At 70.0% G+C, this 25,943-nt stretch carries 22 protein-coding genes; 16 read left to right on the top strand and 6 right to left on the bottom strand.

The features are described from left to right. Positions 1-132 precede the first annotated feature (132 nt). Positions 133-1,701 (bottom strand): arabinogalactan endo-1,4-beta-galactosidase, encoded by a 1,569-nt coding sequence (locus OG246_RS29125; RefSeq protein WP_266470999.1) that lies wholly within the window; start codon positions 1,699-1,701, stop codon positions 133-135. A gap of 268 nt (positions 1,702-1,969) precedes the next feature. Continuing rightward, the gene (locus OG246_RS29120; RefSeq protein WP_266469835.1) at positions 1,970-3,991 is read right to left on the bottom strand and encodes a beta-galactosidase; all 2,022 of its coding nucleotides are present in this window, start codon (positions 3,989-3,991) and stop codon (positions 1,970-1,972) included. A gap of 185 nt (positions 3,992-4,176) precedes the next feature. Between OG246_RS29120 and OG246_RS29115 the strand changes: the two genes are divergently transcribed. The 6 genes from OG246_RS29115 (at position 4,177) to OG246_RS29090 (ending at position 9,749) form a co-directional block, all read left to right on the top strand. Continuing rightward, complete coding sequence (locus tag OG246_RS29115) at positions 4,177-5,502, top strand: ABC transporter substrate-binding protein (protein ID WP_266469833.1); 1,326 nt, start codon at positions 4,177-4,179, stop codon at positions 5,500-5,502. Beyond that, on the top strand, positions 5,499-6,422 hold the full coding sequence (locus OG246_RS29110; RefSeq protein ID WP_266469831.1) for a carbohydrate ABC transporter permease: 924 nt from the start codon (positions 5,499-5,501) through the stop codon (positions 6,420-6,422). The genes OG246_RS29115 and OG246_RS29110 overlap by 4 nt, the downstream gene beginning before the upstream one ends. Then, a complete protein-coding gene (locus OG246_RS29105; protein ID WP_266469830.1) occupies positions 6,419-7,324 on the top strand; it encodes a carbohydrate ABC transporter permease in 906 nt (301 codons plus the stop codon). Before OG246_RS29110 ends, OG246_RS29105 begins: the two co-directional genes overlap by 4 nt. Then, on the top strand, positions 7,321-8,352 hold the full coding sequence (locus OG246_RS29100; protein ID WP_266469829.1) for a LacI family DNA-binding transcriptional regulator: 1,032 nt from the start codon (positions 7,321-7,323) through the stop codon (positions 8,350-8,352). The genes OG246_RS29105 and OG246_RS29100 overlap by 4 nt, the downstream gene beginning before the upstream one ends. Before the next feature lie 516 nt (positions 8,353-8,868). Beyond that, positions 8,869-9,222 carry a VOC family protein gene (locus tag OG246_RS29095; RefSeq protein ID WP_266469828.1) on the top strand — a complete coding sequence of 118 codons (354 nt, stop codon included), beginning with the start codon at positions 8,869-8,871 and terminating at the stop codon, positions 9,220-9,222. A gap of 134 nt (positions 9,223-9,356) precedes the next feature. Continuing rightward, the gene (locus OG246_RS29090; protein ID WP_266469826.1) at positions 9,357-9,749 is read left to right on the top strand and encodes a MarR family winged helix-turn-helix transcriptional regulator; all 393 of its coding nucleotides are present in this window, start codon (positions 9,357-9,359) and stop codon (positions 9,747-9,749) included. Positions 9,750-9,785: 36 nt separating this feature from the next. Here OG246_RS29090 and OG246_RS29085 read toward each other — a convergent pair whose 3' ends face one another. Beyond that, complete coding sequence (locus OG246_RS29085) at positions 9,786-10,634, bottom strand: LysR family transcriptional regulator (protein WP_266469824.1); 849 nt, start codon at positions 10,632-10,634, stop codon at positions 9,786-9,788. Positions 10,635-11,006: 372 nt separating this feature from the next. On the opposite strand from OG246_RS29085, the gene OG246_RS29080 reads away from it, so the two are divergent. From OG246_RS29080 to OG246_RS29040, 9 genes are all read left to right on the top strand, one after another. Continuing rightward, positions 11,007-11,720, top strand: a complete 714-nt coding sequence (locus OG246_RS29080) for an alpha/beta hydrolase (protein ID WP_266469822.1) — start codon at positions 11,007-11,009, stop codon at positions 11,718-11,720. After that, entirely contained in the window at positions 11,717-12,565 is an 849-nt protein-coding gene (locus OG246_RS29075) for a sulfurtransferase (RefSeq protein ID WP_266469820.1), read from the top strand. The genes OG246_RS29080 and OG246_RS29075 overlap by 4 nt, the downstream gene beginning before the upstream one ends. Positions 12,566-12,589: 24 nt before the next feature. Then, positions 12,590-13,486, top strand: coding sequence for an ABC transporter permease (locus OG246_RS29070; protein ID WP_266469818.1), 897 nt, complete (start codon positions 12,590-12,592; stop codon positions 13,484-13,486). Between the two features lie 2 nt (positions 13,487-13,488). Next, complete coding sequence (locus OG246_RS29065; RefSeq protein WP_266469816.1) at positions 13,489-14,205, top strand: ABC transporter ATP-binding protein; 717 nt, start codon at positions 13,489-13,491, stop codon at positions 14,203-14,205. Continuing rightward, positions 14,202-15,173 (top strand): ABC transporter substrate-binding protein, encoded by a 972-nt coding sequence (locus OG246_RS29060; protein ID WP_266469814.1) that lies wholly within the window; start codon positions 14,202-14,204, stop codon positions 15,171-15,173. Before OG246_RS29065 ends, OG246_RS29060 begins: the two co-directional genes overlap by 4 nt. Before the next feature lie 98 nt (positions 15,174-15,271). After that, complete coding sequence (locus OG246_RS29055) at positions 15,272-16,372, top strand: LLM class flavin-dependent oxidoreductase (RefSeq protein ID WP_266469812.1); 1,101 nt, start codon at positions 15,272-15,274, stop codon at positions 16,370-16,372. Positions 16,373-16,387: 15 nt separating this feature from the next. Then, complete coding sequence (locus tag OG246_RS29050; RefSeq protein WP_266469811.1) at positions 16,388-17,398, top strand: ABC transporter substrate-binding protein; 1,011 nt, start codon at positions 16,388-16,390, stop codon at positions 17,396-17,398. After that, positions 17,395-18,567 carry an acyl-CoA dehydrogenase family protein gene (locus tag OG246_RS29045; RefSeq protein ID WP_266469809.1) on the top strand — a complete coding sequence of 391 codons (1,173 nt, stop codon included), beginning with the start codon at positions 17,395-17,397 and terminating at the stop codon, positions 18,565-18,567. The genes OG246_RS29050 and OG246_RS29045 overlap by 4 nt, the downstream gene beginning before the upstream one ends. Continuing rightward, on the top strand, positions 18,564-19,937 hold the full coding sequence (locus tag OG246_RS29040; protein WP_266469807.1) for an FAD-binding oxidoreductase: 1,374 nt from the start codon (positions 18,564-18,566) through the stop codon (positions 19,935-19,937). Before OG246_RS29045 ends, OG246_RS29040 begins: the two co-directional genes overlap by 4 nt. A gap of 5 nt (positions 19,938-19,942) precedes the next feature. Here the strand turns inward: OG246_RS29040 and OG246_RS29035 are convergent, their stop codons facing one another. Next, the gene (locus OG246_RS29035; protein ID WP_266469805.1) at positions 19,943-20,356 is read right to left on the bottom strand and encodes an SseB family protein; all 414 of its coding nucleotides are present in this window, start codon (positions 20,354-20,356) and stop codon (positions 19,943-19,945) included. 183 nt (positions 20,357-20,539) lie between these two features. Then, positions 20,540-21,781: an acyl-CoA dehydrogenase family protein gene (locus OG246_RS29030; protein WP_266469803.1), complete on the bottom strand. Its 1,242-nt coding sequence runs from the start codon at positions 21,779-21,781 to the stop codon at positions 20,540-20,542. Positions 21,782-22,005: 224 nt separating this feature from the next. On the opposite strand from OG246_RS29030, the gene OG246_RS29025 reads away from it, so the two are divergent. Then, positions 22,006-22,854, top strand: a complete 849-nt coding sequence (locus OG246_RS29025) for a cyclic nucleotide-binding domain-containing protein (RefSeq protein ID WP_323178339.1) — start codon at positions 22,006-22,008, stop codon at positions 22,852-22,854. 99 nt (positions 22,855-22,953) lie between these two features. On the opposite strand, the gene OG246_RS29020 is transcribed toward OG246_RS29025, so the two are convergent. Then, positions 22,954-25,824, bottom strand: a complete 2,871-nt coding sequence (locus OG246_RS29020; protein ID WP_266470993.1) for a carbohydrate binding domain-containing protein — start codon at positions 25,822-25,824, stop codon at positions 22,954-22,956. Positions 25,825-25,943 lie beyond the last annotated feature (119 nt).

Below are 25,943 nucleotides of genomic sequence, written 5' to 3'. Positions count from 1 at the left end.
CGTCAAGGCGGTCTCCCGCTACTGTGCCGCAGCCCGGGGCGACACGCACGGGCTTCGGCGACGCTCGCAGGGGCCGAACGGCCGGGGGAACGCCGAGGGCCCGGCCGCCGCGGCGGCCGGGCCCTCATCTGCTCAGCGGTGGCTGAACCACGACATGGCGGGCAGCGCCTTGTCGTCGTAGCCGAACAGGGCCTGGTTCTCCCAGCCGTTGCCGGACGCGGAGTCCGTCGGGTCCCAGCCGTTGCCGGTGACAGCGGTCCAGGTGGATTCCCAGTAGAAGATGCCGAGGCCGCGTCCGTTCGGGACGGCCTCCACGATGCTCGCGACGTCCTTCATCCACTTCGTCTGCCCGGCCGTCGAGGCCGCGTAGCCCGAGACCAGCTCGCTGGTGAGGTCGATGATGTTCTCGGTCGAGTCCTCGCTGTCCAGGCGGAACGGGTAGGCCGTCTCGGCGAGGTAGACCGGCTTGCCGTAGCGGGCCGCCGCGTCGTCCAGCGTGGTCTGGAAGTCGGCGAGCGTTCCGTGCCAGTAGCCGTAGTACGACAGGCCGATGACGTCGAACTTCACGCCATTGGCGACCGCGCTGTCGAACCACCAGCGGGTGCCCGCGAGGTCACCGCCCTTGGCGAGGTGCAGCGCCACGGTGGTGGAGGAGTTGACCGCCTTGACCGCGTCGTAGCCGGAGTTGAGCAGCCCCGCGAGCTGCGCCCAGTTGCTCGTCGAGCCCTCGGACCAGAGCATGCCCCCGTTGATCTCGTTGCCGACCTGCACCATGTCGGCCGTCGTGCCCTGCGCCTTCAGGGCGTTGAGGACGTCGTACGTGTGGTTGTAGACGTCGGTCTTGAGCTGGCTGTAGGAGTGTCCGGACCAGGCGGCCGGCTTGGTCTGGGCGCCCGGGTCGGCCCAGGTGTCCGAGTAGTGGAAGTCGACGAGGAGTTTCATGCCCTGCGCCTTGACGCGCTTGGCGATGGCCAGCACGCGCGCCTTGTTGTTGTAGCCGTCGGCGGGGTTCACCCACACCTTGAGGCGGGCGTAGTTCTGTCCCGCGGACTTGAGGATGGCGAGCGCGTCGCCGGTCGTGCCCGAGCTGGTCTTGTAGACACCGCCGAGGGCCTCGCTCTTGGCGAGTGACGAGACGTCAGAACCCTTGATGGCGAGGGCTGTCGAGCCGGACGCGAAGGTCAGGTCGTCGACGTTGATCCAATTGCCCGCGTTCGCATCGGAGTTGATGCTGATCGTGCACTGGTTGTTCGTCACGGCGATCGACGTGACGATCCGGATCCAGCCGCTCGCGGAGACCGGCAGATCGGTGCGCTGCTCCGAACTCCCGCAGTTCTTCAGGGCGAGGTAGGCCGAGTTCTGGCCGCCGCCGGAACGCACCCACGCGGTGAGGGTGTAGTTCCCGTTGGTCAGCCCGGAGAGGTACTGGTAAGTCTCCACCTTGTAGGCCGAGGCCGACCAGTGCGTGAGGCGGTAACTCCCGCCGTGGCCACCGGACTCGGTGTACGAGGCGGCGTTCTGCCCCGCCGCCGAGTACGTCGACCAGCCGGTCGGCGTCGCCGTGGCGGCACCGTTCGACTCGAAGCCGCCGTTGGTGAGAGTGCTCGCCGCGTGAGCGGTCTGCGCGGGCAGCGCGGTGAAGGCGAGCCCGGCGGCCAGCGGCAGCAGCAGGGCCCTGAGTGTGCGTCTGGGATGGAACATCATCGTCCGTCGTCCCTTCGACGTGATGGGGATGGGCGCCCCGGGGTTGGGGCTTGAGGAGGGGGTTCTTCGCCCCCGCCGCCCCTACCCGTCCCGTCTTTGGGGGCTCCGCCCCCAAACCCCCGTTCGGCCTGAACGGCCTCGTCCTCAAACGCCGGACAGGCTGGGTATTTCAGCCCCTCCGGCGTTTGAGGAGCGGGGGGTCGGGGGCTGGCCCCCGAAAGGATGGGACGGGTAGGGGCGGCGGGGGCGAAGGCAACAAACCGGCTCAGCCGTCGAGCCGTACGACCCGGACCGCGCCCGCCGGTACTCCGAGTCGGCCCGCAGCACGTTCGCCCGTGAGGAGTTCGGTGCCGTGTGCCTCCAGCGGCACCTTGGCGTCGGAGGCGGTGTGGTTGATGGCGAACACATAGGTGCCGGACTCGCCGGTGCGGCGCACCACTTCGACGTCGCGGGGCAGGTCGGCGCGCGGCGCGATCCGCGCGTCGTCGGCCGCCCAGCCGATCAGGGCGTCCAGGCCCTGGGCGCCGAGGCGGGTGGAAACGTACCAGGCCGAGCCCTCGCCGAGGCCGTGCCGGGTGACGGCCGGCCGGCCGGCGGTGAGTCCGTCGGCGTACGTCCACACGGTCTCGGCGCCGCGCGGGACGACGAACTCGGTCCATACATCGCCGGTGAGTTCGGAGCCGTCGGGGCCGGTGATCCGGACGTGGTCGCCCTGGAGGAGCGGCGAGAACTCCTCGACGGTCAGGCCGAGTACGTCACGCAGGGCGCCCGGGTAGGGGCCCTCGTGCACGGCGTCGTGCTCGTCGACGATGCCGGAGAAGTACGAGACGACGAGGGTGCCGCCGTTCTCGACGTACTCCCTGAGGTTGCTCCCGGCGGCCTCCGTCATCAGATACAGCGCGGGTACGACGACAAGGGGATACGCCGACAAGTCGGCTTCGGGGTGGGCGAAGTCGACCGTGAGGTGACGGTCGTAGAGCGCCTCGTAGAACGCGTCTGCGCGCTCGCGCGGGTCGTGGTCCTCGCTGGGCCGCCACTGGAGGTTCTGCGCCCACCAGGACTGCCAGTCCCAGAGCACGGCGACGTCGGCGACGGTGCGGGTCCCCTTGAGCGGGGCCAACGAGTCGACGGACGCGCCGAGTTCGACGACCTCGCGCCACACCCGTGAGTCCGTTCCGGCGTGCGGCAGCATCGAGGAGTGGAACTTCTCGGCGCCGCGCCGGGACTGCCGCCACTGGAAGAACATGGCGCCGTCGGAGCCACGGGCGACGTGCGCGAGGGAGTTCCGGGCCATCTGGCCCGGGGCCTTCGCGGGGTTGCGCGGCTGCCAGTTGACGCCGGACGTGGAGTGTTCGAGCAGCAGCCAGGGGGCGCCGGCGCCGACCGAGCGGGTGAGGTCGGCGGCCATCGCGAGGTTGACGTGGGTGCGGCGGCCGTCGGTGATCAGGTAGTGGTCGTTGGTGACGAGGTCGACCTCGCGGCCCCAGGCCCAGTAGTCGATGGAGTCGCACTGGCTGAGGGCGGTCATGAAGTTGGTGGTGACCGGGATGCCGGGTGAGAGGCGGTGCAGGATGTCCCGCTCGGCGACGAAGTTCTCGCGCAGGGTGGCGTCGGCGAACCGCTTGTAGTCGAGCGCCTGGGCCGGGTTGCCGACGGTCGGGGTCACCCGCGGCGGGTTGACCTGGCCGAAGTCGGCGTAGCGCTGGCCCCAGAAGGCGGTGCCCCAGGCCTCGTTGAGCGCGTCGACGCTCTCGTACGTCGTCGTCAACCAGCGGCGGAAGTGCGCGGCGCAGCTCTCGCAGTAGCAGGCCGAGACGGGCACGCCGTACTCGTTGTGGACGTGCCACATGGCGAGCGCGGGGTGGCTGGCGTACCGGGTGGCGAGCTGGGTGGCGATGTTCGCGGCGGCCGCGCGGTAGTGGGTGTTGCTGTGGCAGATGGCGCCTCGTGAGCCGAACTCGTAGCGGGTGCCGTCTGCGGTGACCGGCAGCGCGTCAGGGTGCTCGCGGTAGAACCAGGCGGGCGGCGCCACGGTCGGCGTACCGAGGTCGGCGCGTATGCCGTTCTCGTGCAGCAGGTCGAGCAGGCGGTCCAGCCAGCCGAATTCGTAGGTGCCCGGCGTCGGTTCGAGGAGCGCCCAGGAGAAGATCCCGACGCTCACCATCGTGACGCCCGCCTCGCGCATCAGCCGGACGTCTTCCTGCCAGACGTGTTCCGGCCACTGCTCAGGGTTGTAGTCCCCACCGAAGGCGAGCCTGGTGAGGCCCCTGGGGGTGGTCTCCGGCATGGATCTCTCCCGTTTAATCGATCATTTGGGAACGTGCACACACATCGCCATCGGCGAGAGCCCAACATAACCGCACAGCAACAACCATTGACAAGTGTCCGGGATGTTTCTCTACTGTGAACGCTCACAGAAGCATGGCAGGTCGTCCGCAGCAGGCGGAGACCCAGGTCAGGGGAGAACTATCCATGCCCATCACGAAGCACAGCCGCCTCGTGGCCACCACCATCGCCGTCGCGCTCGGTGCCACCTCGCTCGCCGCCTGCGGCTCGTCCGACGACGACGACAAGAGCGAAGCCCAGTCCGGTCCCGCGTCTCTGACGTACTGGACCTGGGCCCCGGGCATGGACAAGGTCGTGGACCTGTGGAACAAGGGGCCGGGGAAAGAGCAGCAGATCACCGTCACGGTGAAGAAGCAGGCGTCCGGCGACACGCTGGTCACCAAGATCCTCACCGCGCACAAGGCGAACAAGGCCCCGGACCTGGTCCAGGCCGAGTACCAGGCGCTTCCGACGCTGGTCAGCAATGACGCGCTTGCCGACATATCGGGCGATGTGAACGGCGCGAAGGACAAGTTCGCCGAGGGCGTCTGGCAGCAGACGACGCTGGGCACGGACGCGGTGTACGCGATCCCGCAGGACATCGGGCCGATGATGTTCTACTACCGCGAGGACCTCTTCAAGCAGTACGGCCTGACGGTCCCGACGACGTGGGAGGAGTTCGCGGAGACCGCCCGCGCGCTCAAGAAGAAGTCCCCCGACACGGACCTGACCACGTTCTCCGCCAACGACTCCGGCCTCTTCGCGGGGCTGGCGCAGCAGGCGGGCGCCAAGTGGTGGACGACCGAGGGCGAGAAGTGGAAGGTCGGCATCGACGACGCGGCGACGCAGAAGGTCGCCGACTTCTGGGGCGGCCTCGTCAAGGAGGGCGCGATCGACAACCAGCCGATGTACACGCCGTCCTGGAACAAGGCGCTGAACACCGGCAAGCAGATCGCCTGGGTCAGCGCGGTCTGGGCGCCCGGCACCCTCACCACCGCGGCCCCCGACACCGCGGGCAAGTGGGCGATGGCCCCGCTGCCGCAGTGGTCGGCCTCCGACAACGTCACCGGCAGCTGGGGTGGCTCGTCCACCGCGGTCACCACTGACTCCAAGAACAAGTCGGCCGCCGCGAAGTTCGCCGCCTGGCTGAACACGGACCCGACGGCGGTGGCCGCGATGGCGAAGGAGGGTGGCATCTACCCGGCCGCCACGAGCGCACAGACCGGTGGCGCGTTCGCCACGCCGCCGGCCTTCTTCTCGAACCAGGCCGACTTCTACACCAAGGCCTCCGAGATCGCGAAGACCACCGCGCCGTCCGCCTGGGGCCCGAACGTGAACGTCGCCTACACGACCTTCAACGACGCCTTCGGCGCCGCGGCCAAGAACAAGTCGGACTTCGGTGCCGCCCTGAAGACCATGCAGGACGACACCGTCGCCGACCTCAAGAAGCAGGGCTTCGGGGTCGCGGAGTGACCAAGGCACGCCGGAAGTCGTACGGGGTCAAGGGGGCCCCGTACGCTTTCCTCATCCCCGCGACGGTCCTCTTCGCCCTCTTCTTCGCGCTGCCCATCGGGTACGCGCTCTGGCTGAGCCTGCACAAGGTCCAGGTCTCGGGCCTCGGGCTCGGCGCCGGTGCCCGCAAGGAAGTCTGGGCGGGCCTGGAGAACTACACCGACGCGCTCACCGACTCCGAACTGCTCGACGGGGCGCTGCGCGTGGCGGGCTACGGCGCCATCGTGATCCCGGTGATGCTCGGCCTCGCGCTGCTCTTCGCCCTGATGCTCGACACGGACAAGGTGCGCCTCGCCCCCTTCACGCGGCTCGCGATCTTCCTGCCGTACGCCATTCCGGGCGTCGTCGCCGCGATGCTCTGGGGCTTCCTGTACCTCCCGGACGTCAGCCCCTTCTACTTCATCCTCGACAAGCTGGGGATGCCGCAGCCTGACCTGCTGGACGGCGGTCCGCTCTACATCGCACTGTCCAACATCGCGGTCTGGGGCGGCACCGGCTTCAACATGATCGTCATCTACACCTCGCTGCAGGCCATTCCGGCCGAGGTGTACGAGGCGGCGAAGCTGGACGGCGCCACACCGCTGCAGATCGCGCTGCGGATCAAGATCCCGATGGTGGCGCCCTCGCTGGTGCTCACCTTCTTCTTCTCGATCATCGCGACGCTCCAGGTGTTCAGCGAGCCGACCACCCTCAAACCGCTCACCAACTCCGTCTCCACGACCTGGAGTCCGCTGATGAAGGTGTACCAGGACGCCTTCAAGAACGGCGACATCTACTCCGCCGCCGCGCAGGCCGCACTCATCGCCGTCGTCACCCTCGTCCTGTCCTTCGGCTTCCTGCGTGCCGCGAACTCCCGTAACAAGCAGGAGGAAGCACGATGAGTTCTCTTGCCCTGCGTAAGGCCGCACCGGCCGCGGGTACCACCCCCGGGACCGCCCAGGGGCCGCCGCTGCGCCGCCGGATCGCCCTCGTCCCGACGCTGACGCTGCTGCTCGGCGCCCTCTACTGTCTGCTGCCGGTCGCCTGGGTGGTGATCGCGGCCACCAAGTCGGGCAGCGAGCTGTTCTCCACCTTCACCTTCCTTCCGGGCTCCGGTTTCACCGAGAACGTCAAGGATCTCAACGCCTACCGCGACGGCATCTACTGGAAGTGGATGGGCAACTCCGCCCTGTACGCCGGTCTCGGCGCCCTCCTGTCGACGGCCGTCTCGGCGGTCAGCGGCTACGCGCTCGCGATGTACCGCTTCCGTGGCCGCGAGACGGTGTTCAGCATCCTGATGGCCGGTGTGCTGATGCCGCCGGTAATCCTGGCCATCCCGCAGTACCTGCTGCTGGCGAAGGCGGACCTGACGGACTCGTACGCGTCCGTGCTCCTGCCGCTCGTCCTCTCCCCGTACGGCGTGTATCTCGCCCGGATCTACGCCGCCGCGGCCGTGCCCGGTGACGTGGTCGAGGCCGGGCGGATGGACGGCGCGAGCGAGTGGCGGATCTTCACGCGGATCGCGCTGCCGATGATGGTGCCGGGTCTGGTGACGGTGTTCCTGTTCCAGTTCGTGGCGGTGTGGAACAACTTCCTGCTGCCGTACATCATGCTCAGCGACGACGAGAAGTTCCCGATCACGCTCGGCCTGTTCACGCTTCTCGAACAGGGCTCAAACACCCCGGCGTTGTACACGCTGGTGATCACCGGTGCGCTGCTCGCGATCATCCCGCTGGTCGCGCTGTTCCTGGTCATCCAGCGTTTCTGGAGTCTCGATCTGCTGTCGGGAGCCGTAAAGTCGTGACCATGACCAACGCGGGGGGCCGGCGCAGACCGCCCACGATTCATGACGTCGCGCGCGAGGCGGGTGTATCGAGGGGCACGGTGTCGCGCGTGCTCAACGGCGGGCACTACGTCAGCCCCGCGGCGCAGGAGGCGGTCAACGCCGCCATCCGCAGGACGGGTTACGTCGTGAACCGGCACGCCCGCTCGCTGATCACCGGGCGTTCCGACTCGATCGGCTTCCTGCTGACCGAACCTCAGGAGCGGTTCTTCGAGGACCCCAACTTCAACGTCCTGCTACGTGGTTGCACGCAGGCGCTGGCCGCGCACGACGTTCCCCTCCTGCTGATGCTCGCGGGCACGCAGGACGAACGGCGGCGCATAACTCGGTACATCACCGCGGGCCATGTCGACGGGGTGCTGCTGGTCTCCAGCCACTCCGGCGACCCGGTGGCCGAGCAGCTGCGCGAGGCGGGCGTGCCGCTGGTCGCCTGCGGCAAGCCCATCGGCATGGGGTCCAAGGTCAGTTACGTCGCCGCGGACGACCGGGACGGCGCCCGTGACATGGTCAAACACCTGCGGTCCCTCGGCCGTCGCCGGATCGGCGTGGTCACGGGCCCGCTCGACACCCCCGGCGGTGTCGAGCGTCTCGCGGGCTACCGGGAGGTGCTCGCCGAGGCGGGCATCGAGGCCGACGACCGTCTCGTCGTCTCCGGCGACTACAGCCGCGCCAGCGGCGAGGCGGGCGCCGAGCAACTCCTCACCCGAGTACCGGACATGGACGCCGTGTTCGTCGCCTCCGACCTGATGGCCCAGGGCGTGCTCGCCGCGCTGCGCAAGGCCGGCCGCCGGGTACCCGAGGACGTGTCGGTCGGCGGCTTCGACGACTCCCCCGCGGCCACCGCGTCCACTCCCGCCCTCACCACCATCCGCCAGCCCTGGGACCGCATCAGCGCCGAGATGGTACGGGTGCTGCTCGCCCAGATCGGGGGCGAGGACCCTGCGGCGGTGATCCTGCCCACGGAGTTGGTACGGCGGGAGTCGACCTGAGGGGTGCGGTGACCGCGCCGCGAACACCGGCAGGGCCAGGAGACAGGCGGTCGGTCGCGGCGCGGCTGCGCTGCTCCGCGCCCCAGGCGTCCGCGCGCTCACGCGTCAGTGCACCGGCGCCGTGCGCGCCCTCGCGAACCACTCCGGCCTGGCGACGCATGTGGCGCGGCACCGGGAGACGGTGGGGCTTCTTGGCTCCCGTACGCGATTCCGCGGGCCGGCGCCGCTAGGGCCTGTCTGACGTCACCCGCGTCGCGGTCATCCTCCGCGGCGAGGCCGAAGCCCTCCGCTCCCGCGTCGCCGCCGCGCAGGCTTCCCGCGCCCTGATCCAGTGCGCCCGCTGCGACCACGAGGACTTCACCCAGTGCGCGCCTCTCCAACGGCTCCGCCCACGCGAGGCGCGCCCGCACCGGTCAGGATTCGAGAAGCCACCCGGCACTCCCCCGCCTTAGCGTGAAACCACCGACGGAATCCGCGTCGGTGGGACAGACAACGCGACAGACACGAGGAGTCGTCATGACCGCAGGCCTCAAGACCATCATCTACCCCGTCAAGGACATCGCCAAGGCAAAGGCCCTGTTCAGCGCACTGCTGCAGGTGGACCCGTACGTGGACGAGGCGTACTACGTCGGTTTCAAGGACGCCGGGCAGGACGTCGGCCTGGACCCGAACGGCCACGCCAAGGGCATGACAGGGCCCGTTCCCTACTGGCACGTCGCCGACATCAAGGGAACTCTGGCGGGCCTGCTCGAAGCCGGGGCCGAGTCGCTCCAGGACGTCCAGGACGTGGGCGGCGGCCGGCTGATCGCCTCGGTGAAGGACGCCGACGGGAACCTCATCGGGCTCCTCCAGGACTCGTCCGCCGAGTAGCGCGGCGGGCACCGGCCGAGCGGGGTGGGCAGCCGCTGAGCAGGGCGGGCACCCGCCGAGCAGCGCGGGCAACTGAATGCGCCTGCACTAGTTGCACAATCAATGACTGGCCGGATCTCTGTTACCGTTGTGTTATGGCAGCGAAGACGCCCGACGTCCGGCTCGAGGACCAATGGCGGGACATCCTCTCGGTGCACGCGCGCACGATGTGCGAGATCGACCGCGCGCTGCACCCGTACGGTCTCGGCGCCAGCGACTTCGAGGTACTCGACATCCTCGCCTCCGGCACGGCCGTGCAGCCCGGCGCACTCTGCCGTGTGCAGAACATCGCCGACCGGGTCCATCTGAGCCAGAGCGCCCTGTCCCGCCTCATCGGCCGGCTGGAGAAGGACGGCCTGGTGGAACGCACCGTCTGTGTCGAGGACCGGCGCGGAGTATGGGTCGCGCTCACCGCGAAGGGACACGACCTGCACGCCGAGGTGCGCCCCCTGCAACGCGCCGTCCTCGACCGCATGTTGAACGCGTAGCACAGGGAGTCCCCCGGCCCGCGCCACATCCCCGCCTCACCGCAGAAGATCCCGCACCGCGTCGAACGCGGCCGTGACCGTCGCCGGGTCCGCGCCGGGGCGAGCCAGCGCGCTCATGGGGATCGGGGTGACCGGGGGCAGCCCGTCGTACGGGGTCAGGCCGTCCGGTGCGGGCCCGACCGCGGCGAGCAGGGCCACGCCCTGGCCGGTGCGGGCGATGTCGAGGACGCCCGCGAGATAGCCGGCGTCGCCGACCACCGTGGCCGCGACGCCGTGCGCGGCGAGAGTCGCGATGGCCCGGCGGCGGATCGCGCAGGGGTCCTCGATCGCGACCAGCGGGACGGGATCGGGCGTCCCGGGCGGCGTCCAGCCGGGCGTGGCGTGCCAGGTGAGCGGCAGTCCGCCGACCGGCGTGCCCTCGGTGGCGGCGGCCTCGGTGACGTACACCGCGACGTCCACGCTCCCCCGCTCCACGGCCTCGACGAGGCGTGCCGAGCGGTCGATACGGAAGCGCACCCGGCAGCCGGGCCGCACCGCCTGTACGGCCGCGGTGAGCCGGGGCAGGAACTGGTCGGCGGCATGCTCGGTGGAGCCGATGGTGACGGTGTCGCCGTCCACGTCGAGGAGGGCACGCACGGCTTCGTCGTGGACGGCGAGGATACGGCGGGCCTGCTCCACCAGCAGGCGTCCGTCGGGGGTGAACCGCATCCCGCGGCCCTCGCGCTCGACGACCGGGCGGCCCAGCGCCTTCTCCAGCCTGCGCACATGCTGGCTGACCGCGGACTGGCTGAGGGCGAGGGAGTGGGCCGCGCGATGGAAGCCGCCGCAGTCGGCTATCGCGGTCAGGCTGCGCAGGGCCACGATGTCGAGGACAGGTTGGGGCATGCGGTGACGGTAGCCCGATTCCGGCACCGATCTCGATTGCTGATCGATTTCGATGCGGAATCGTCGTTGGACGTATCCGGCCACGTCCGGTCATGATGAGTCCATGCTTCACGCCACCGCTTCCGCTGCCTTTCTGACGCAGCGCCGAGTCATCGACTTCGGCGTGGCGAGCAGCGCGCGTTGTCGCTGACCTGCTGAAGCACTTCGCCGACCGTCACTGACGAGTACGGCCCACCGAGCTTCCTTCCCGTTTCTCTCCCGAGTCGCGCCCTGTCGTACCTGACACGTGACAGCGGGACCTGAGACGCGCGCTCGCACCCCTGCATGTTCGCCCCCCACGCATGCCCAGCCGTCCAAGGGAGTCGCCCCCTCATGCCCGCATCCCCGCCCCCGTCCTCCTGGAACGAACCCGAAGGCCTCGCCGCCCGCGGCACGCTCATCGTGCTGGCCGGGCGCGGTGAGCACGGCGGCGTGTACGAGCGGTTCGGCCGCCGGCTCGCCTTCGACGCCTACCGCGTACGCGCCCTCGGTGATCCCACCACCGACCCCTCGGTGCCCGACCAGGCCGCCAAGCTTCTCGCCGACGAATCGCTGCCCGGCCCGAAGGTGCTGGTCGGTTCGGACAGCGGTGCCCGGTACGCCGCCCACCTGGCCGCCGAGCAGACGCCGGGGATCGACGCGCTGATCCTCGCCGGACTGCCCACCGGCCCCTGGGAGTCGGGCAGTTGGGAGACCGAGGTCGAGGCGCGCACCGCCTGCCCCACCCACCAGGGCCGGCTCACGAACGACCCGGAGTTCCGGCGCGGAGCCCTCGACGCGACGGCCGCTCTGCCGGAGCTGCGTCTCGATCTCGTAGGCGTCCCGGTGCTGGCCCTGCACGGCACGGACGACAAGGTCAGCCCCCTCGACCAGGCGCTGAGCGCGTACGCCGGCCATCCCGGAGTACGGACCGTGACCTTCAACGGCGGCCGTCACGACGTACTCAACGACGCGCTGCACCGCACGGCCGCCGCCGCGGTCGTCCTCTTCCTGGAGCGGCTGCGCCTCTCCCCCGAACTGCCCCTGATCGCCGAGGGCCTCGCATGACCGCCCGGGTGACGACGACGGTCGCCGAGCTCGACACTCTGCTGCGCTCCGCCGAACCGCCCGCGGTACTCGACGTCCGCTGGGCGCTCGGCGACCCGCACGGCCGCGACCACTTCGCGGCCGGGCACATACCGGGTGCCGTGTACGTCGACCTGGACACCGAGTTGGCCGCGCCGCCGAGCCCGGAGGGCGGACGCCATCCGCTGCCGGATCTCGCGGATCTGCAGACGGCGGCACGGCGGTGGGGTGTGCGGGACGGGCAACCGGTCGTCGTGTACGACGACTTGGGGAACACGGCCGCGGCCAGGGCGTGGTGGCTGCTGCGCTACGCCGGAGTGGCCGAAGTGACGCTCCTGGACGGGGCGTTGGGAGCGTGGCGGTCGGCCGGACTGCCGCTGGAGTCCGGCGCCCCCGCCGATCCGTCGCCGGGTGATGTCGTACTGCGTCCCGACAGGCTCCAGACCGTCGACGTGGACGGGGCCGCCGATCTCGCCGCGACGGGACTGCTGTTGGACGCCCGCGCGGCCGAACGCTACCGCGGGGAGGTGGAACCGGTGGACCCGCGCGCGGGCCACATCCCGGGCGCGGTCTCCGCGCCGACCGGGGAGAACCTCGCGGCGGACGGCACCTTCCTGCCCGCCGAGGTGCTGCGCAAGAGGTTCGCGGACAAGGGCGCCGACGCGACCTCGCGCATCGGTGTCTACTGCGGCTCCGGCGTCACCGCCGCCCATCAGATCGCCGCACTCGCCATAGCCGGTTACGAGGCGACGCTCTTCCCCGGCTCCTGGTCCGCCTGGTCCGCCGATCCCGCACGCCCCGCCGCGACCGGCCCGTTGCCGTCCTGAGGCGACGCGAGAGGAACCCCCGCCATGACGACGAAACCCCTGGCCACGGCACCACCCGTACCGGCCGGCCCGACCCCCGACGCACCCTCCGCTCCGGCCCCGAAGACCACACCCCGGGTCACCATCCGAGGCACCGCCCGCACCGCCCGCCGCTTCACCGTCCCCCGCTCCGTACGCCGCGCCTCCGGCCCCGTCGGCCTCGTGCTCCTGTGGTTCCTGACCTCGGCCACGGGCGTCCTCCCCGAATCCGTCCTCGCCTCTCCCGTCGACGTACTGCGCCAGGCCGTCGACCTGACCAGGAACGGTGAACTGCCCAGCGCCATCGCGGCGTCGGGACGCCGGGCCGCCATCGGCTTCCTGATCGGCGCGACGATCGCGCTGAGCCTCTCCCTGCTGGCCGGTCTTTTCCGGCTCGGCGAGGACGTCATCGACTCGTCGATGGGCATGTTCCGGGCGATCCCGTGGGTGGGTCTGATCCCGCTGTTCATCGTCTGGTTCGGCATCGAGGAGACCCCGAAGATCGCGCTCGTCGCCCTCGGTGTCACCTACCCGCTGTACTTCAACATCTATGGCGGCATCCGCTCCACCGACGCCCAACTCGTCGAGGCGGCGCGGATGATGGGGCTCGGCAGGCTGGGCCTGATCAAGTACGTGATCCTCCCGAGCGCGCTCCCGGGGGCACTCGTGGGCCTGCGGTACGCGCTCTCCACCGCCTGGCTCGCGCTCGTCTTCGCCGAGCAGATCAACGCCGACGCGGGCCTCGGCTATCTGATGAGCAACGCCCAGCAGTACTTCCGCACGGACATCATCGTGCTCTGCCTCGCCGTGTACGCGCTGCTCGGTCTGGCCTGCGACTTCGCCGTACGGGTCCTCTCGCGCCGTCTGCTGACCTGGCGCGCCAACTTCGAGGGCGAGGCCTGATCATGACCAACAGCGTGGAGATACGGGGGCTTTCGCGGGCCTTCGACGGCAATACCGTCCTGCACGACCTCGACCTCGACATCCGTGAGGGCGAGTTCGTGGCCCTCCTCGGACACAGCGGCTGCGGCAAGTCGACGCTGCTGCGCATCCTCGCCGGGCTCGACGACGAGATCGGCGGCGAGGTGACCGTGCCCGCGCGGCGCAGCGCCGCGTTCCAGTCGCCCCGTCTGCTGCCCTGGCTGAAGGTGTGGCGCAATGTTGTCCTCGGGCTGCCCGGCCGCCCCGACCGCGCGCTGGCCAACAGGGCGCTGGACGAGGTCGGCATCGCGGAACGGGCCACCGTCTGGCCCAAGACCCTCTCCGGAGGGCAGGCGCAGCGCGTCTCGCTGGCCCGCGCCCTCGTCCGTGAGCCCGAACTCCTGCTCCTGGACGAGCCGTTCGGCGCGCTCGACGCGCTGACCCGGGGCAAGGTGCAGCAGCTGGTCGGCGAGCTGTGGAAGCGGCACGGCTGCGCGATCCTCCTGGTCACGCATGACGTGGAGGAGGCGCTGCTGCTCGCCGACCGGGTGCTGGTGATGGACGAGGGCCGCATCGCCCACGACCTCACCGTCGACCTGCCCCGCCCCCGGGATCTCACCGCCCCCGAATTCGTCACCCTCCGCGCCCGCCTCCTCGGCTGGCTCGGCGTCACCCCCACCCTCGAAGGGACCCCCTCGTGATACGCAGACTCGCAGCCGCCGCACTGAGCCTGACCGCCCTGCTGGCGCTGACCGCCTGCGGCGCCGACTCATCGGCGGACACGGCCACCAGCCAGGACGAGGTCACCCTGACCATCGGCGACCAGGCGAAGACCCTCCAGACCATCTTCGCCGCCTCCGACGCGCTCAAGGGCACCAAGTACAAGGTGAAGTGGGCCGAGTTCGAGGGCGCGGCCCCGCTCTACCAGGCCGTCCAGGCGAACGCCGCCGACACCACGTACTCCGCCGACCTGCCCGCCCTCCAGGCACTCAGCGGCGGCGTGAAGTTCAAGAACGTGGCGGCGCTCAAGAACGACGGCCATCACACCGCGCTCATCGTCCCCAAGGGCTCCGACGTGAAGAGCGTCAAGGACCTGAAGGGCAAGACGGTCGTGGTGTCCTCGGCGAAGGGCAGCATCGCCGAGTACCTGCTGGCCAACGTGCTCCAGCAGAACGGGCTCAAGTACTCCGACGTGAAGGTGCAGTACCTGCTGCCGACCGACGCGCAGGCGGCCTTCGCCTCCGGGAAGATCCAGGTCTGGGCGACCTTCGGGGTCTACCAGGCCGTCGGGCTGCAGCAGGGCGGCCGGGTCCTCATCGACGGCGCCGACGGGCGCATCAGCGGGTACGGCTTCATCGGCGCCTCCGAGAAGGCCCTGGCGAGCCCGGCAAAGAAGGCCGCGCTCGGCGACTTCCTCAAGCGGCTCGGCACGGCCCTGGAGTGGACGAGCACGCACCAGGACGCGTACGCGGACGCCATCGTGAAGCTCAACGGCGCCGACGCCTCCGTCGCCAAGACGCTCGCCTCGGCCGCGTACAGCAAGGTTCTGCCGATCACGTCCGAGGTGAACGGGACGGTCCAGGGCGTGGCCGACCTGATGAACGGCATCGGCGTGCTGGAACCGAACGTCGACGTGGCGAAGTCCGCCGACACGTCCGTCCTCAAGTGACCAGTGACCTTGGAAAGCAAGTCACCTGTGGCCGCACGTCGCCTTCGACCGCCCGTCGCCTGTGACTGCAAGCCGCCTTTGAAAGCCAGGAGTTCACCATGCCCGTAGAGTTCATCAGCGCCGTCCACACCGACTCGGGAGCGAACGGTCCCGCTGCCAGCGCGCGTACCGGCTTCGACCCCGACTACGTACGCCGTTACGCCCGCGCCCTGGACGACGGCGGCTTCGACCACACGCTGGTCGCCTACCACTCGGCCTCGCCGGACGCCCTCCAGCTCGCCCAGTTCGTCGCCACGCACACCGAGCGCATCCGGCCGGTCCTGGCGCACCGGCCCGGCGTCATCTTCCCCACCCACGCGGCCCGCGCCTTCGCCACGCTGGACCGGATCAGCAACGGCCGGCTGTCGGTGCACATCATCTCCGGCGGCAGTGACGAGGAGCAGCACCGGGAGGGCGACTACCTCAACAAGGCCGAGCGGTACGAGCGTTCGGACGAGTACATCCAGATCCTGCGGAAGGTGTGGACGGCGGACGGGCCGGTCTCGCACGAGGGCAAGCACTACAGGTTCGAGGGATTCCACTCCGACGTACGGCCGGTCAACGGGCTCGTCCCGATCTCGGTGGGCGGCTCCTCGCAGGACGCCTACCGGGTGGGCGGGCAGCAGGGCGACATCTTCGGGCTGTGGGGCGAGCCGTTGAAGGAGACGGCGGAGCAGATCGCCGCCGTCAACGCTGTCGCGGACACCGCCGGGCGCCCCCACCCTCGTATCTGGGTGTCGTTCCGCCCGATCATCGCGCCCACCGACGAGCTGGCCTGGGAGAAGGCGCACCGCACACTCGGCGTGCTCAAGGAGCAGGCCTCGGGCACGGAGCTGCTGCGCCACTACAAGACGAGCGGGCGCCCGGCCAACGTCGGCTCGCAGCGGCTCCTCGACATCGCCGAGCGCGGCGAGGTCCACGACCGCTGCCTGTGGACGGCCCCGGCCGTGGCGACGAACGCCGCGGGCGCCTCGACCGCACTGGTCGGCTCCCCCGAGACCGTCGCACAGGCACTGCTCGACTACGTCGACATCGGCTGCGACCTGCTGTCGATCCGGGGCTACGACCCGCTCAACGACGCGATCGACTACGCCCGTTACGTCCTCCCGCTGGTCCGGCAGGAACTCGCCCACCGCGCCGCCACCTCCCAGGCCGCCTGAACCCATGGAGCTTCCGTGTTCGCTCGCACCCCCAAGCGCGTCCTGCGCACGACCGCCGCCGCGCTGCTCCTCGCGCTGACCGCCGCCTGCGGAACCCAGGCGCAGGCCGAGTCGTCGTCCGACGTTTCCACGGTCACCCTGCGCGTCGGCGCCACCGGCTGGAAGAACGAGGAGGCGATCCTCAAGTTCGCCCACCTCGACGACACCCCGTACAAGGTCAAGTGGAGCCTCTTCCAGGGCGGTGACCAGCAGCTCCAGGCCATCCGGGCCGGAGCGCTCGACCTCGCCTCCTCCAGCGAGATCCCGCCGGTCTTCGCGGCGGCGGACGGCAGACCCAACTTCAAGGTGGTCGCCGTACAGCGCGGTTCGACACTCAATCAGGAGGTCGTCGTCCCCAAGGGCTCCGAGGTGACCGACATCGCGGGCCTGAAGGGCAAGAAGGTCGGCTACGTCCAGAACACCACCGCGCACTACTTCCTGTACGAGCTGCTGAAGCAGGCCGGCCTCAAGTGGTCCGACATCGACGCCAAGCCCCTCCTGCCCAACGACGGGCTCGCGGCTCTGAACGGCGGCGGCATCGACGCCTTCGCCTCCTACGGCACCTCGATCATCACCGCCCACCAGCAGGGCGCCACCACAGTCGGCTCGGGCAAGGACATCCTGTCCGGCAACTTCCTCTGGTCGGCGCGCGACAGCGTCCTGGACAACTCCGCCCAGAGCGCCGCCGCGGCCGATCTCATCGCCCGGATCACCCAGGCGTACGCGTACGTCCGTGACGGGCGCGAGACCGAATACGCCAAGGTGATCGCGGACGCCACCCACCAGCCCGAGGCCCAGGCGGAGAGCGACTTCCGCGCCCAGCAGGCGCAGCGCCAGACGCAGGCCAGGACGGTCGGCGACGACACGATCGCCTCCCAGCAGAAGGTGGCGGACGTCTTCACCGAACTGGGCGCCCTGAAGTCGCACTTGGACGTCGAGTCGTTCTGGTCCACCGAGCTGAACTCCGACCTCAAGAAGGCCCTGTGACCTCGCGGGTGACGGCAAGGCTCGCCGAACTGGCTCCGGAATACGACCAGTCGGCCGCCTTCCCCGCCGAGTCACTCCAGGCCGTCCACGAAGCCGGACTGCTCACCGCCACCGTCGGCGAACGCTACGGCGGCCAGGGCGGCAAGGTCGCCGAGACCGCGCGCATCCTGTACACCCTCGGCCAGGGCGACCCCTCCGTCGCCCTGATCACGGCGATGACCCTCAACACCCACGCCCGCCAGGCCGTCCAGCCGCACTGGCCCGACGAGCTGTACGCGCGCGTACTCAAGGAGTCCGAGGAGCGGCCCGTTCTCATCAACCACGCGCGCGTGGAGCCCGATCTGGGCTCCCCCGCGCGGGGCGGACTGCCCGCCACCCTCGCGCGTCGCACCGACGACGGCTGGTCGGTCAGGGGTACCAAACGGTTCGTGACGGGGGCGGACGGCCTCGACTGGTTCCTGGTGTGGGCCACGACGGACGAACCCGAGCCCCGCGTGGGCACCTTCCTGGTCCCCGGCGGCTCCCCTAGCATCGAGATCACCGGCCGTTGGGACCAGTTGGGGCTGCGTGCCAGCGGCAGCCACGACGTGACCTTCCACGAGGTGGAGATCCCGTACGAGCATGTCGTGGGCCTCGGCCCGCACGGCCCCGACTCCGAGCAGGACAACCGGGCGGGAGCGGCGCTCCATCTCCCGCTGGCCGCCCTCTACTTGGGCGTCGCCCGGGCGGCGCAGGCCTTCTTCCACACCTTCGCGCACGCACGGGTGCCCGCCAATCTCGGTCATCCGGTGGCCCGTACGGAACGCTTCCGGCGGACGGCCGGGGAGATCGAGGTGCTGCTCGCCGGCGCCGAGCAGCTGGTGTTCGGCGGTGCCGCCCGGGTCGACGCGGGCGACTCCTCGTACACCCCGGAACAGGCACTCGGCGCGCGCGTGCTGGCCGACCGGCACGGCGTACGGGCCGTGGAGCTGGCCGTGCGGCTGCTCGGCAATCCGGGCCTGGCCCGTGGCAACCCCCTGGAACGGCACTTCCGCGACATCCAGTGCGCGCCCGTGCACGCGCCTCAGGAGGACATCTCCCTGCTCGCGATCGGAACGAAGGCGTTGAGCAGGGCGACGGAATCCAAGGCAGCGACGGAACCCGACGAAACGAAGGCACCGAACCCGTGACAGCACCAGCGACCACCACGTCGGCCCAGCTCCTTGGCCTGCTCGCCCGTGATCTGGCCCCCGACCGGCTGACCACCGACCCGGCCACGCTGACCGCGCACGCCACCGACCGCTCCGGCACGCGGCCCGACGGCAGCCCGCTCGCCGTGGTCCATGCCCGGCGGACCGAGGACGTGACGGTCACCCTCCGGCACGCGCACGCACTGCGCGTGCCGGTGGTTCCGCGCGGCGCGGGCACCGGTCTGTCGGGCGGGGCGACGGCAGGCGAGGGCGCGCTCGTCCTAGATCTGTCCGGGATGAACCGCATCCTCGAACTGTCGCCGGACGACCAGCTCGCCGTGGTCGAACCCGGCGTGATCACCGCCGAGTTGGACCGGGCGGCCGGCGCCCACGGGCTGCGCTACGCACCCGATCCGGCGAGCGCCGCCATCTCCACGATCGGCGGGAACATCGCGACCAACGCGGGCGGTCTGCGCTGCGCCAAGTACGGCGTCACGCGGGACAGCGTGCTCGGTCTTGAGGCGGTGCTCGCGGACGGCACCGTCGTGCGCACCGGCCGCCGTACGGTCAAGGGCGTCACCGGCTACGACCTCACTGCGCTGCTCACCGGCTCCGAGGGCACCCTCGCGGTGATCACGTCGGCGACGCTGCGGCTGCGCCCCGTCCCGGTGGCGACGGCCACACTCGCCGCGTACTTCGCCTCCTTCGAGGAGGCAGCCGAGGCCTCGTACGCGATCGGGCGGGCCGGAGTCGAGCCCGCGCTTGCGGAACTGGTCGACGGGCCGGTGCTGGGCGCCATCGACCCGGCGCTGCGGGAGCGCGGCGCCGCCCTGTTGCTGGTGCAGTGCGACGGCGCAGGAGCGGCGATCGAGGCGGCGACCGTCGCCCGGCTCCTGTCACCGCTGGCGACGACGGTCGAGACGACGACGGACCCGGCCGAGGCCGACGCGCTGCTCGCCGCCCGCCGTCTCGCGCTGCCGGCGCTGGAGCGCCTGGGCCGTCCGCTGATCGAGGACATCGCGGTACCCCGCTCCCGCCTCGCGGAGGCGGCCCGTGAGATCCGCGCCATCTCCGCACGCCATGACGTGCCCGTCTTCACGATCGCGCACGCCGCCGACGGGAACCTCCACCCGATCATCGTGGTGGACCCGTCGCTGCCCGTCCTCCCGGACGCCGCCTGGGAGGCGGCAGGAGAGATCTTCGCGCTGGCCCTGCGTCTGGGCGGCACCCTGACGGGCGAGCACGGAGTGGGGGTCCTGAAGCGGCAGTGGGTGGCGGACGAGCTCGGGCCTGCGGCCCATGCTCTGCAGCGGCGGCTGAAGGACGCCTTCGACCCGCGCGGGATCCTCAATCCCGGCAAGAGTCTCTAGGCGCCCTACCCCAGCGGCCTGGCCAGCAGGGTGCGTACGCCCTCCGAGGTGAGGGTCAGACCGTGTGCCGAACTGGCGTCGATCGAGAGTGCCAGGTCACTGGCCGGCCACTGGGAGGCCAGCGCGCCCAGCGGCACCATGCGGTAGCGGGAAACGGACGGGAGAAGCTCGGCCATCTCCAGCTCCGAGGTGAAGACCGGCACGACCTGCTCACCGCCGGGCGCCTCCAGGACGGGCAACGCCACGGCCGAGGGGTCGGCCACGTCCTCCTCACTGACGTCGTCCGGCACGGGGACCAGCACGTCGCTGCCGGCGAGGGTGGCCAGGGCCTCGGCGTCCTCGGTGTTCACAGCGAGCGTGTCCAACGCTTCCTGGGCGGGTGTCGCGGGCGCGGTGTGGTTGTTCGAGGGGGTGTCCATGGCAAATCCCGGGGTAGTACGGACGGGCCGCCCGGGACGGGGACCGCCCCGGGCACACCCTCGTCGCGTACCCATCCGGAGCGGAGGCAACCCTCGCGCTTTCCATCAGGGAATTCGCTCAGCGGCTTCCCTCGGCGCCTTAGCTCGACGTCTTCGCTCGACGGCTTCGCTCGACGTCTTCGCTCAGGGCAGCAGCGGGATGTCGTCCGAGGGCAGGCCGAGGCGGTCGCGGCCGACCCGCCGGTACAGCGGCTCGGCCATGGTGGGACCGACATGCGTCCAGCACGTGGCCGCGTCCCGGAAGTACCGCTGCATCCGCTCACCGTCGCGGGCGTACCGGGAACCGGCCGTGCGGAAGAGGATGCCCTGCAGTACGTCCCACGCCATCCGCCCGGCGGTGAGGAAGACGAGCGCGAGCCGGTTGTCCTCGGCGCTGGTGAACGGGGCCTCGCCCGAGACATTGCGGCGGCAGACCTCCATCCAGTCCTCCGCGTTGCGCAGCAGCGCCGCCTCGGCCGTGTGGATCGCGCCCAGCGCTTCTCCCAAATGCCGTTGGTAGTCGTGGAGTTCGGAGCGGGTGCGGGTGGGGTCCGCGATCAGCGGGCGTTCGGCGATGATCCGGGCGTACTCGTCGGCGGCCGCGTACGCGGTGCCGATCATGATGGCGGCCAGCTCACCGTGGTAGAAGCTCGGCGAGCGCCCCGCGTACATGGCGTTGCCGTGCAGTTTCGAGCCGGGGGTGCCGCCCTCGACGGGCAGGTCGAGCAGGCTCATCTCCCGGGTGAAGTACGTGGGGACGCGACCCTCGTCGATGCGGATGCTGTTGGATCCGCTGCCGCGCAGGCCGAGGGCGCCGTGCCAGTCGTCGACCACCGTCCAGATCGCGCGCGGTGCCAGGAACAGGACGAAGGGTCCTGGCGGGTCGCCGGGTTTCTCCGGTGCGCGCAGTGTCTGGCCGAGGTAGTGCGTGGAGTAGGGCGCGCCGGACGAGTACGGCCAGGTCCCGTCGAGTACGACGTGGCCGTCTCCGTCGGGCCGGGCGACGCCGATCGGCACGACCGTGGACGCGGCCCGGAACTCGCCGTGGTCGCCGAAGATCTCGTCCTGCGCCTTCTCGTCGAAGAGGCCGGCGACCTGGAGGACGTGGGCGGCGGTGAGCGACAGGGCCCAGCCGGTGGAGGGGCAGCCGCGCGCGGTCTCGGTCACCACGCGGTAGAAGGTCGGCAGACCGAACTCGTAGCCGCCGTACCGGCGCGGTTGCAGCACCCGGTAGAAGCCGGCCCGCAGGAAGTCGTCGTGGGTGTCCTTGGGGTAGTGCGTCAACCGCTCGGTCTCCGGCTGGCGTTCGAGCAGTGCGGGTCGTAACTCCACGGCGCGCTCGATCAGTTCGCGTTCGGTGAGCGCGGGTTCGGGAACTGCGATCACGGTGCCTCCTAGTGGGCGAGTCCGTCAGCGCGCGGCGGTACTGGCGATTGAACACGGCGAGGGGCGCCCGGGTACCGACCGGATACCGCCAACCAGGCGCATCCGAGTGAATCGGCGGTGGTGCGGAGGCACTTCGTGGCGGGACGTGCTTCGCACGCCGTCCGAAGGCGTCATTCGTCGCGGCCGATCACGGGTAGCTGTCGGCGCGGAGCGTGACAGTCCGGATGCGTTCTGTCACCCACGCAACAGGAGAGAAGGAACCCATGTCGGTCGAGACCGATACGGCGCCCGCGGAGGGCGCCGAGGAGCGGGAGCAACAGAGCCTCGGAGCCGCCGCGGCACGGAACCTGACGACGACGACCAAGTCCGAGCCCCAGATGCAGGGCATCAGCTCCCGGTGGCTGACGCGCATGCTCCCGTGGGTGGACGTGCCGCGCGGCACGTATCGCGTGAACCGTCGGGTGTCGTACGCGGTCGGCGACGGGCGGGTGACGTTCGTGAAGACCGGTGCGCGGGTCAGGATCATCCCCGCGGAACTCGCCGAACTTCCGCTGCTGCGCGGGTTCTCGGACGGCGACACGCTGGGCGTGCTGGCGGAGCAGTTCGTACAGCGCGAGTACGAGCCCGGCCAGCTCGTGGTGGAGGCCGGCGGCCCGGCCGACCATGTCTTCCTCATCGTGCACGGCAAGGTGGAGCAGGTCGGCGCGGGACCCTACGGGGACGAGACGATCACCGGTCTACTGGCCGACGGTGACACGTTCGGCGGTGAGGTCCTCGCCGGCGCGGACGGCACCTGGGACTTCACGGCGCGCGCGGCGACGGCCCCCACGGTCCTGGCGCTGCCGCACGCGGCGTACCGGGCGGTGGCGGAGCGGTACGAGGGGCTGCGGGCGCATGTCGAGAGAATCGGCTCCGACGGACACCGGCCGAGCAACCGGTCGGGCGAGGCCGACATCGCGCTCAGCTCGGGGCATGTGGGCGAGGCGGACCTCCCTGGCACGTTCGTGGACTACGAACCGGGGCCGCGCGAGTACGAGTCGGAGGTGGCCACGGGTTCGAGGAGGCGTTCCTGACCGCGTACAAGGAAGGAAGCTTCCACTATCTGCTGATCGCGGCGGACCGGATCTGACGGGGCGTGGGGCCCGGACCTTTCAAGTCCGGGCCCCACAGGGCTACTTGAGGTACGGCCCGTCGCTCCCGATCTTCCCGGGACCGTTCAGTACGTACACCCGGAGGTTGCCCTTGCCGGGAGCCGCCACGGACAGCGTGCCGTTCGAGACGGTCTTCACATCACCGGTGACGGCGTCCGTGTAGGTGCCGTTCGGGATGCCGGTGTACGTCGCGGCGCCGGTGACCGTGACGAGCGCGAAGCTGTCCGTCGAGCCGCTGGTGTAGCGGCGCTTGAAGGCCATCGAGCCGCTGATGCCGTCGGTGGAGTACTGGCCCATCTGCAGGGCGGGGATCGCCCGGCGGATCTGGTTGAGCCGCTGGAGGTGCTTGACCAGTGGCTGGGCCAGCGTCGTGGCGACCTGGCCGCTCGCCGTGTCGGCCTTGCCGAACTCGGAGGCCGTGACGGTTCCGGCGAGCTGGTCGCCGTAGTAGGCACGGCCGGTGGACGCCAGTGGGCAGGTCGGACCGCAGTCGATCTGCTTGCCGGCCTGGAACTCGGTCTCCGAGCCGTAGTAGAGGGTCGGGATACCGCGGAAGGTCCACATCAGCGCCATGTTCTCGGCCCACGCCTCGGTGCCGCCGCTGTAGCGGGTGCTCGACTTGTTGGGGCCGTAGTCGTGGCTGTCGACGTAGACGACGTTGTACGTGGCGTCGTTGACGGAGTCGTCGGAGTCCTTGCCGTTGTTGTAGGCGTTCTGCGCGTCACCGAAGTTCATGTGCATACGCATGTCGATGATGTTCATTCCGGAGAACTGGCTGCGGTCCGGCGTGTGGTAGCTGTTGCCGCTCAGGAAGGCGTTGGTGGACGTCGGCTGGTTGCCGGTGCCGAGGTTGTTCTCGTAGGTGAACTGCTCGATGGCCGCGGTCTCGTCGTCGGCGCTGTACTCCTTGCGTTCCTTCCAGGTGTAGAACTGCGCGGAGTGGTTGACCGAGCCGCGGTTCCACTTGTCGTTGACGAAGGCGGCGACCTCGCCGAAGACGAAGAAGTTCTGCGCGGCGGTCGTACCGAACTTCTGGGTCACCCGGTCGTAGATGGCGGGCAGGAAACGGCGGTTCCAGGTGACGCGCGGGATGTGTACGGCGGTGTCGACGCGGAAGCCGTCGACGCCCATGTCGATGTACTTGTCGTAGGCGCCGATCAAGTAGTTCTGGACGGCGGTGTTCTCGGTGTTGAAGTCGGCCAGGTCCTCGTGCAGCCAGCAGGAGCGCGCGTCCTCGCCCTCCCAGTTCCCGATCCAGCACTGGTGGTAGTACGCCTTCGGGAACATGCCGGAAGTGGGGCTGGGCCACTGGCAGTTGTAGAGCGTGTAGCCCTCGGAGCTCTTGCCGCCGGTCGCCTTGCCCCAGTTGACGCAGGTGTTCCCAGAAGGCTCGGCGGTCGACCACAGGTCGCCGTTGTAGTACGACTTCCCGGACTTGGGATCGACCGTCAGGCCGTCGTACTCGAAGCCCTCGTTCTTCTCGTCGTAGTACCAGCTCCACTCCGAGTCGCGGACGCCGTAGACGGTCGGGGTGAACAGGCCCTTGGCTCCCCAGCGGGAGCTGTGGTTGTAGACCACGTCCTGGTAGATCTTCATGCCCTTGGCATGCGCCGCGTTGATCAGGTCCTGGTAGGAGGCGCCGGCGGACTCCAGACGCGGGTCGACCTTGTAGAAGTCGTAGCCGTGATAGCCGTGGTAGTCGTAGTCCGAGCGGTTGAGGACGACCGGTGTGACCCAGACCGCCGAGAAGCCGAGCGCCTTGATGTAGTCGAGCTTGTCGACCAGGCCCTTGAAGTCGCCGCGGAACATGGGGTCGTTGTTGGCCGCGTTCCCCGACTTGACGTGCTGGCTGCCGCCGCGGTTGTTGGAGCTGTCGCCGTCGTAGAAGCGGGCGGTGAGGACGAAGTAGATCGGGTCCTTGCGCGGGTCGGTGCCCAGCGGGGTGCCGGAGGCCGGTTCGGGTGCCTCCTCGCCGGTCGTCGCGGTGGCCGCGGCGGAGGCGGGCGAGGTGTTGCCGGCCGCGTCGACGGCCTTCACCGTGTACGTGTAGCCGGTCAGCTCCTCAAGTCCCGTGTCGGAGTACACCGTTGAGCCCACGTCGGTGACGACCGTGCCCTTGGTGCCGCCCGTGCGCGTGACCTGATACTTCGTCACCGCAGTGTTGTCGGTGGACGCCTCCCAGGAAATCACGATCGAGGTGTTGGTAGCGCTCGCGGTGACCTTGGTCGGGGCGGTCGGTGCCTCGGTGTCCGGCTCCTCGGCGGCGCACGGGTCCTCGGCGGCCGTGGTGACCGTTCTGTCCTGCACGGTCGTGGTGCCGGTGGGGAGGGTGTAGTCGGCGCTGTTGTTGTTGTCCCAGACGCCGTTGCCGTTGTTGAAGGCGGCTTTCAGCGAGGTGGCGGTGCCGATGTCGAGGGTCTTTTTCCACCAGCCCGTGCAGGCCGTCTCCATGCCGACGCCGGGGGCCGTCGTCCATGAGCCGCCGGTGGGCGCGTAGTGGATATTGGCGGTGGTCCAGCCGGAGGTGGCCGTCGAGTAGTAGACGGTCGCCTCGTTGCCCTCGACCGGATCGGTGCCGGCGCACGGGTCGCTGTGGGCGATCACGCCGTCCTTGACGGTGATGTCGCCGGTGCCCAGCGCGTAGTTGGCGCCGCCGTTGTTGTCCCAGGTGCCGTTGCCGTTGTTGAAGGTGGCCTGCAGGCCGGCGGCCGAGCCGAGGTCGACGGTCTCCTTCACCCAGTCCGTGCAGGCCGCCTCCATCTGCACGCCGGGCACGGTGGTCCAGGAGCCGCCGTCCGGTGCGTAGTGGAGATAGGTGGCCGGCCAGCTCTTGGTCTTCGTGTAGTAGAAGACGGTCGCGGTGTTCGTCGCCTCGGCTGCCGTCCTGCCCATGGGCGGGGAGCCCACGTCCGGCGGGATCCCTCCGACCAGCAGGGTCGCCGCCGCGAGCGCCACGAGCGGGAACGGGGATGTACGTCTCATGAGCGACTCCAATGCGGCCCAGCGGGTGG

This window comes from Streptomyces sp. NBC_00620 (assembly GCF_026341825.1).
In the GTDB taxonomy this organism is placed as follows: Bacteria; Actinomycetota; Actinomycetes; order Streptomycetales; family Streptomycetaceae; genus Streptomyces.
This window is presented reverse-complemented; position numbering and strand designations above follow the sequence as displayed.

What these genes read in the sequence shown, in the direction of transcription:
- OG246_RS29125 (WP_266470999.1), bottom strand. Translation starts at nt 1,701, where the DNA reads ATGTTCCATCCCAGACGCACACTCAGGGCCCTGCTGCTGCCGCTGGCC.
- OG246_RS29120 (WP_266469835.1), bottom strand. Translation starts at nt 3,991, where the DNA reads ATGCCGGAGACCACCCCCAGGGGCCTCACCAGGCTCGCCTTCGGTGGG.
- OG246_RS29115 (WP_266469833.1), top strand. Translation starts at nt 4,177, where the DNA reads ATGCCCATCACGAAGCACAGCCGCCTCGTGGCCACCACCATCGCCGTC.
- OG246_RS29105 (WP_266469830.1), top strand. Translation starts at nt 6,419, where the DNA reads ATGAGTTCTCTTGCCCTGCGTAAGGCCGCACCGGCCGCGGGTACCACC.
- OG246_RS29095 (WP_266469828.1), top strand. Translation starts at nt 8,869, where the DNA reads ATGACCGCAGGCCTCAAGACCATCATCTACCCCGTCAAGGACATCGCC.
- OG246_RS29090 (WP_266469826.1), top strand. Translation starts at nt 9,357, where the DNA reads ATGGCAGCGAAGACGCCCGACGTCCGGCTCGAGGACCAATGGCGGGAC.
- OG246_RS29085 (WP_266469824.1), bottom strand. Translation starts at nt 10,634, where the DNA reads ATGCCCCAACCTGTCCTCGACATCGTGGCCCTGCGCAGCCTGACCGCG.
- OG246_RS29080 (WP_266469822.1), top strand. Translation starts at nt 11,007, where the DNA reads ATGCCCGCATCCCCGCCCCCGTCCTCCTGGAACGAACCCGAAGGCCTC.
- OG246_RS29075 (WP_266469820.1), top strand. Translation starts at nt 11,717, where the DNA reads ATGACCGCCCGGGTGACGACGACGGTCGCCGAGCTCGACACTCTGCTG.
- OG246_RS29070 (WP_266469818.1), top strand. Translation starts at nt 12,590, where the DNA reads ATGACGACGAAACCCCTGGCCACGGCACCACCCGTACCGGCCGGCCCG.
- OG246_RS29065 (WP_266469816.1), top strand. Translation starts at nt 13,489, where the DNA reads ATGACCAACAGCGTGGAGATACGGGGGCTTTCGCGGGCCTTCGACGGC.
- OG246_RS29055 (WP_266469812.1), top strand. Translation starts at nt 15,272, where the DNA reads ATGCCCGTAGAGTTCATCAGCGCCGTCCACACCGACTCGGGAGCGAAC.
- OG246_RS29035 (WP_266469805.1), bottom strand. Translation starts at nt 20,356, where the DNA reads ATGGACACCCCCTCGAACAACCACACCGCGCCCGCGACACCCGCCCAG.
- OG246_RS29025 (WP_323178339.1), top strand. Translation starts at nt 22,006, where the DNA reads ATGCGTTCTGTCACCCACGCAACAGGAGAGAAGGAACCCATGTCGGTC.
- OG246_RS29020 (WP_266470993.1), bottom strand. Translation starts at nt 25,824, where the DNA reads ATGGGCAGGACGGCAGCCGAGGCGACGAACACCGCGACCGTCTTCTAC.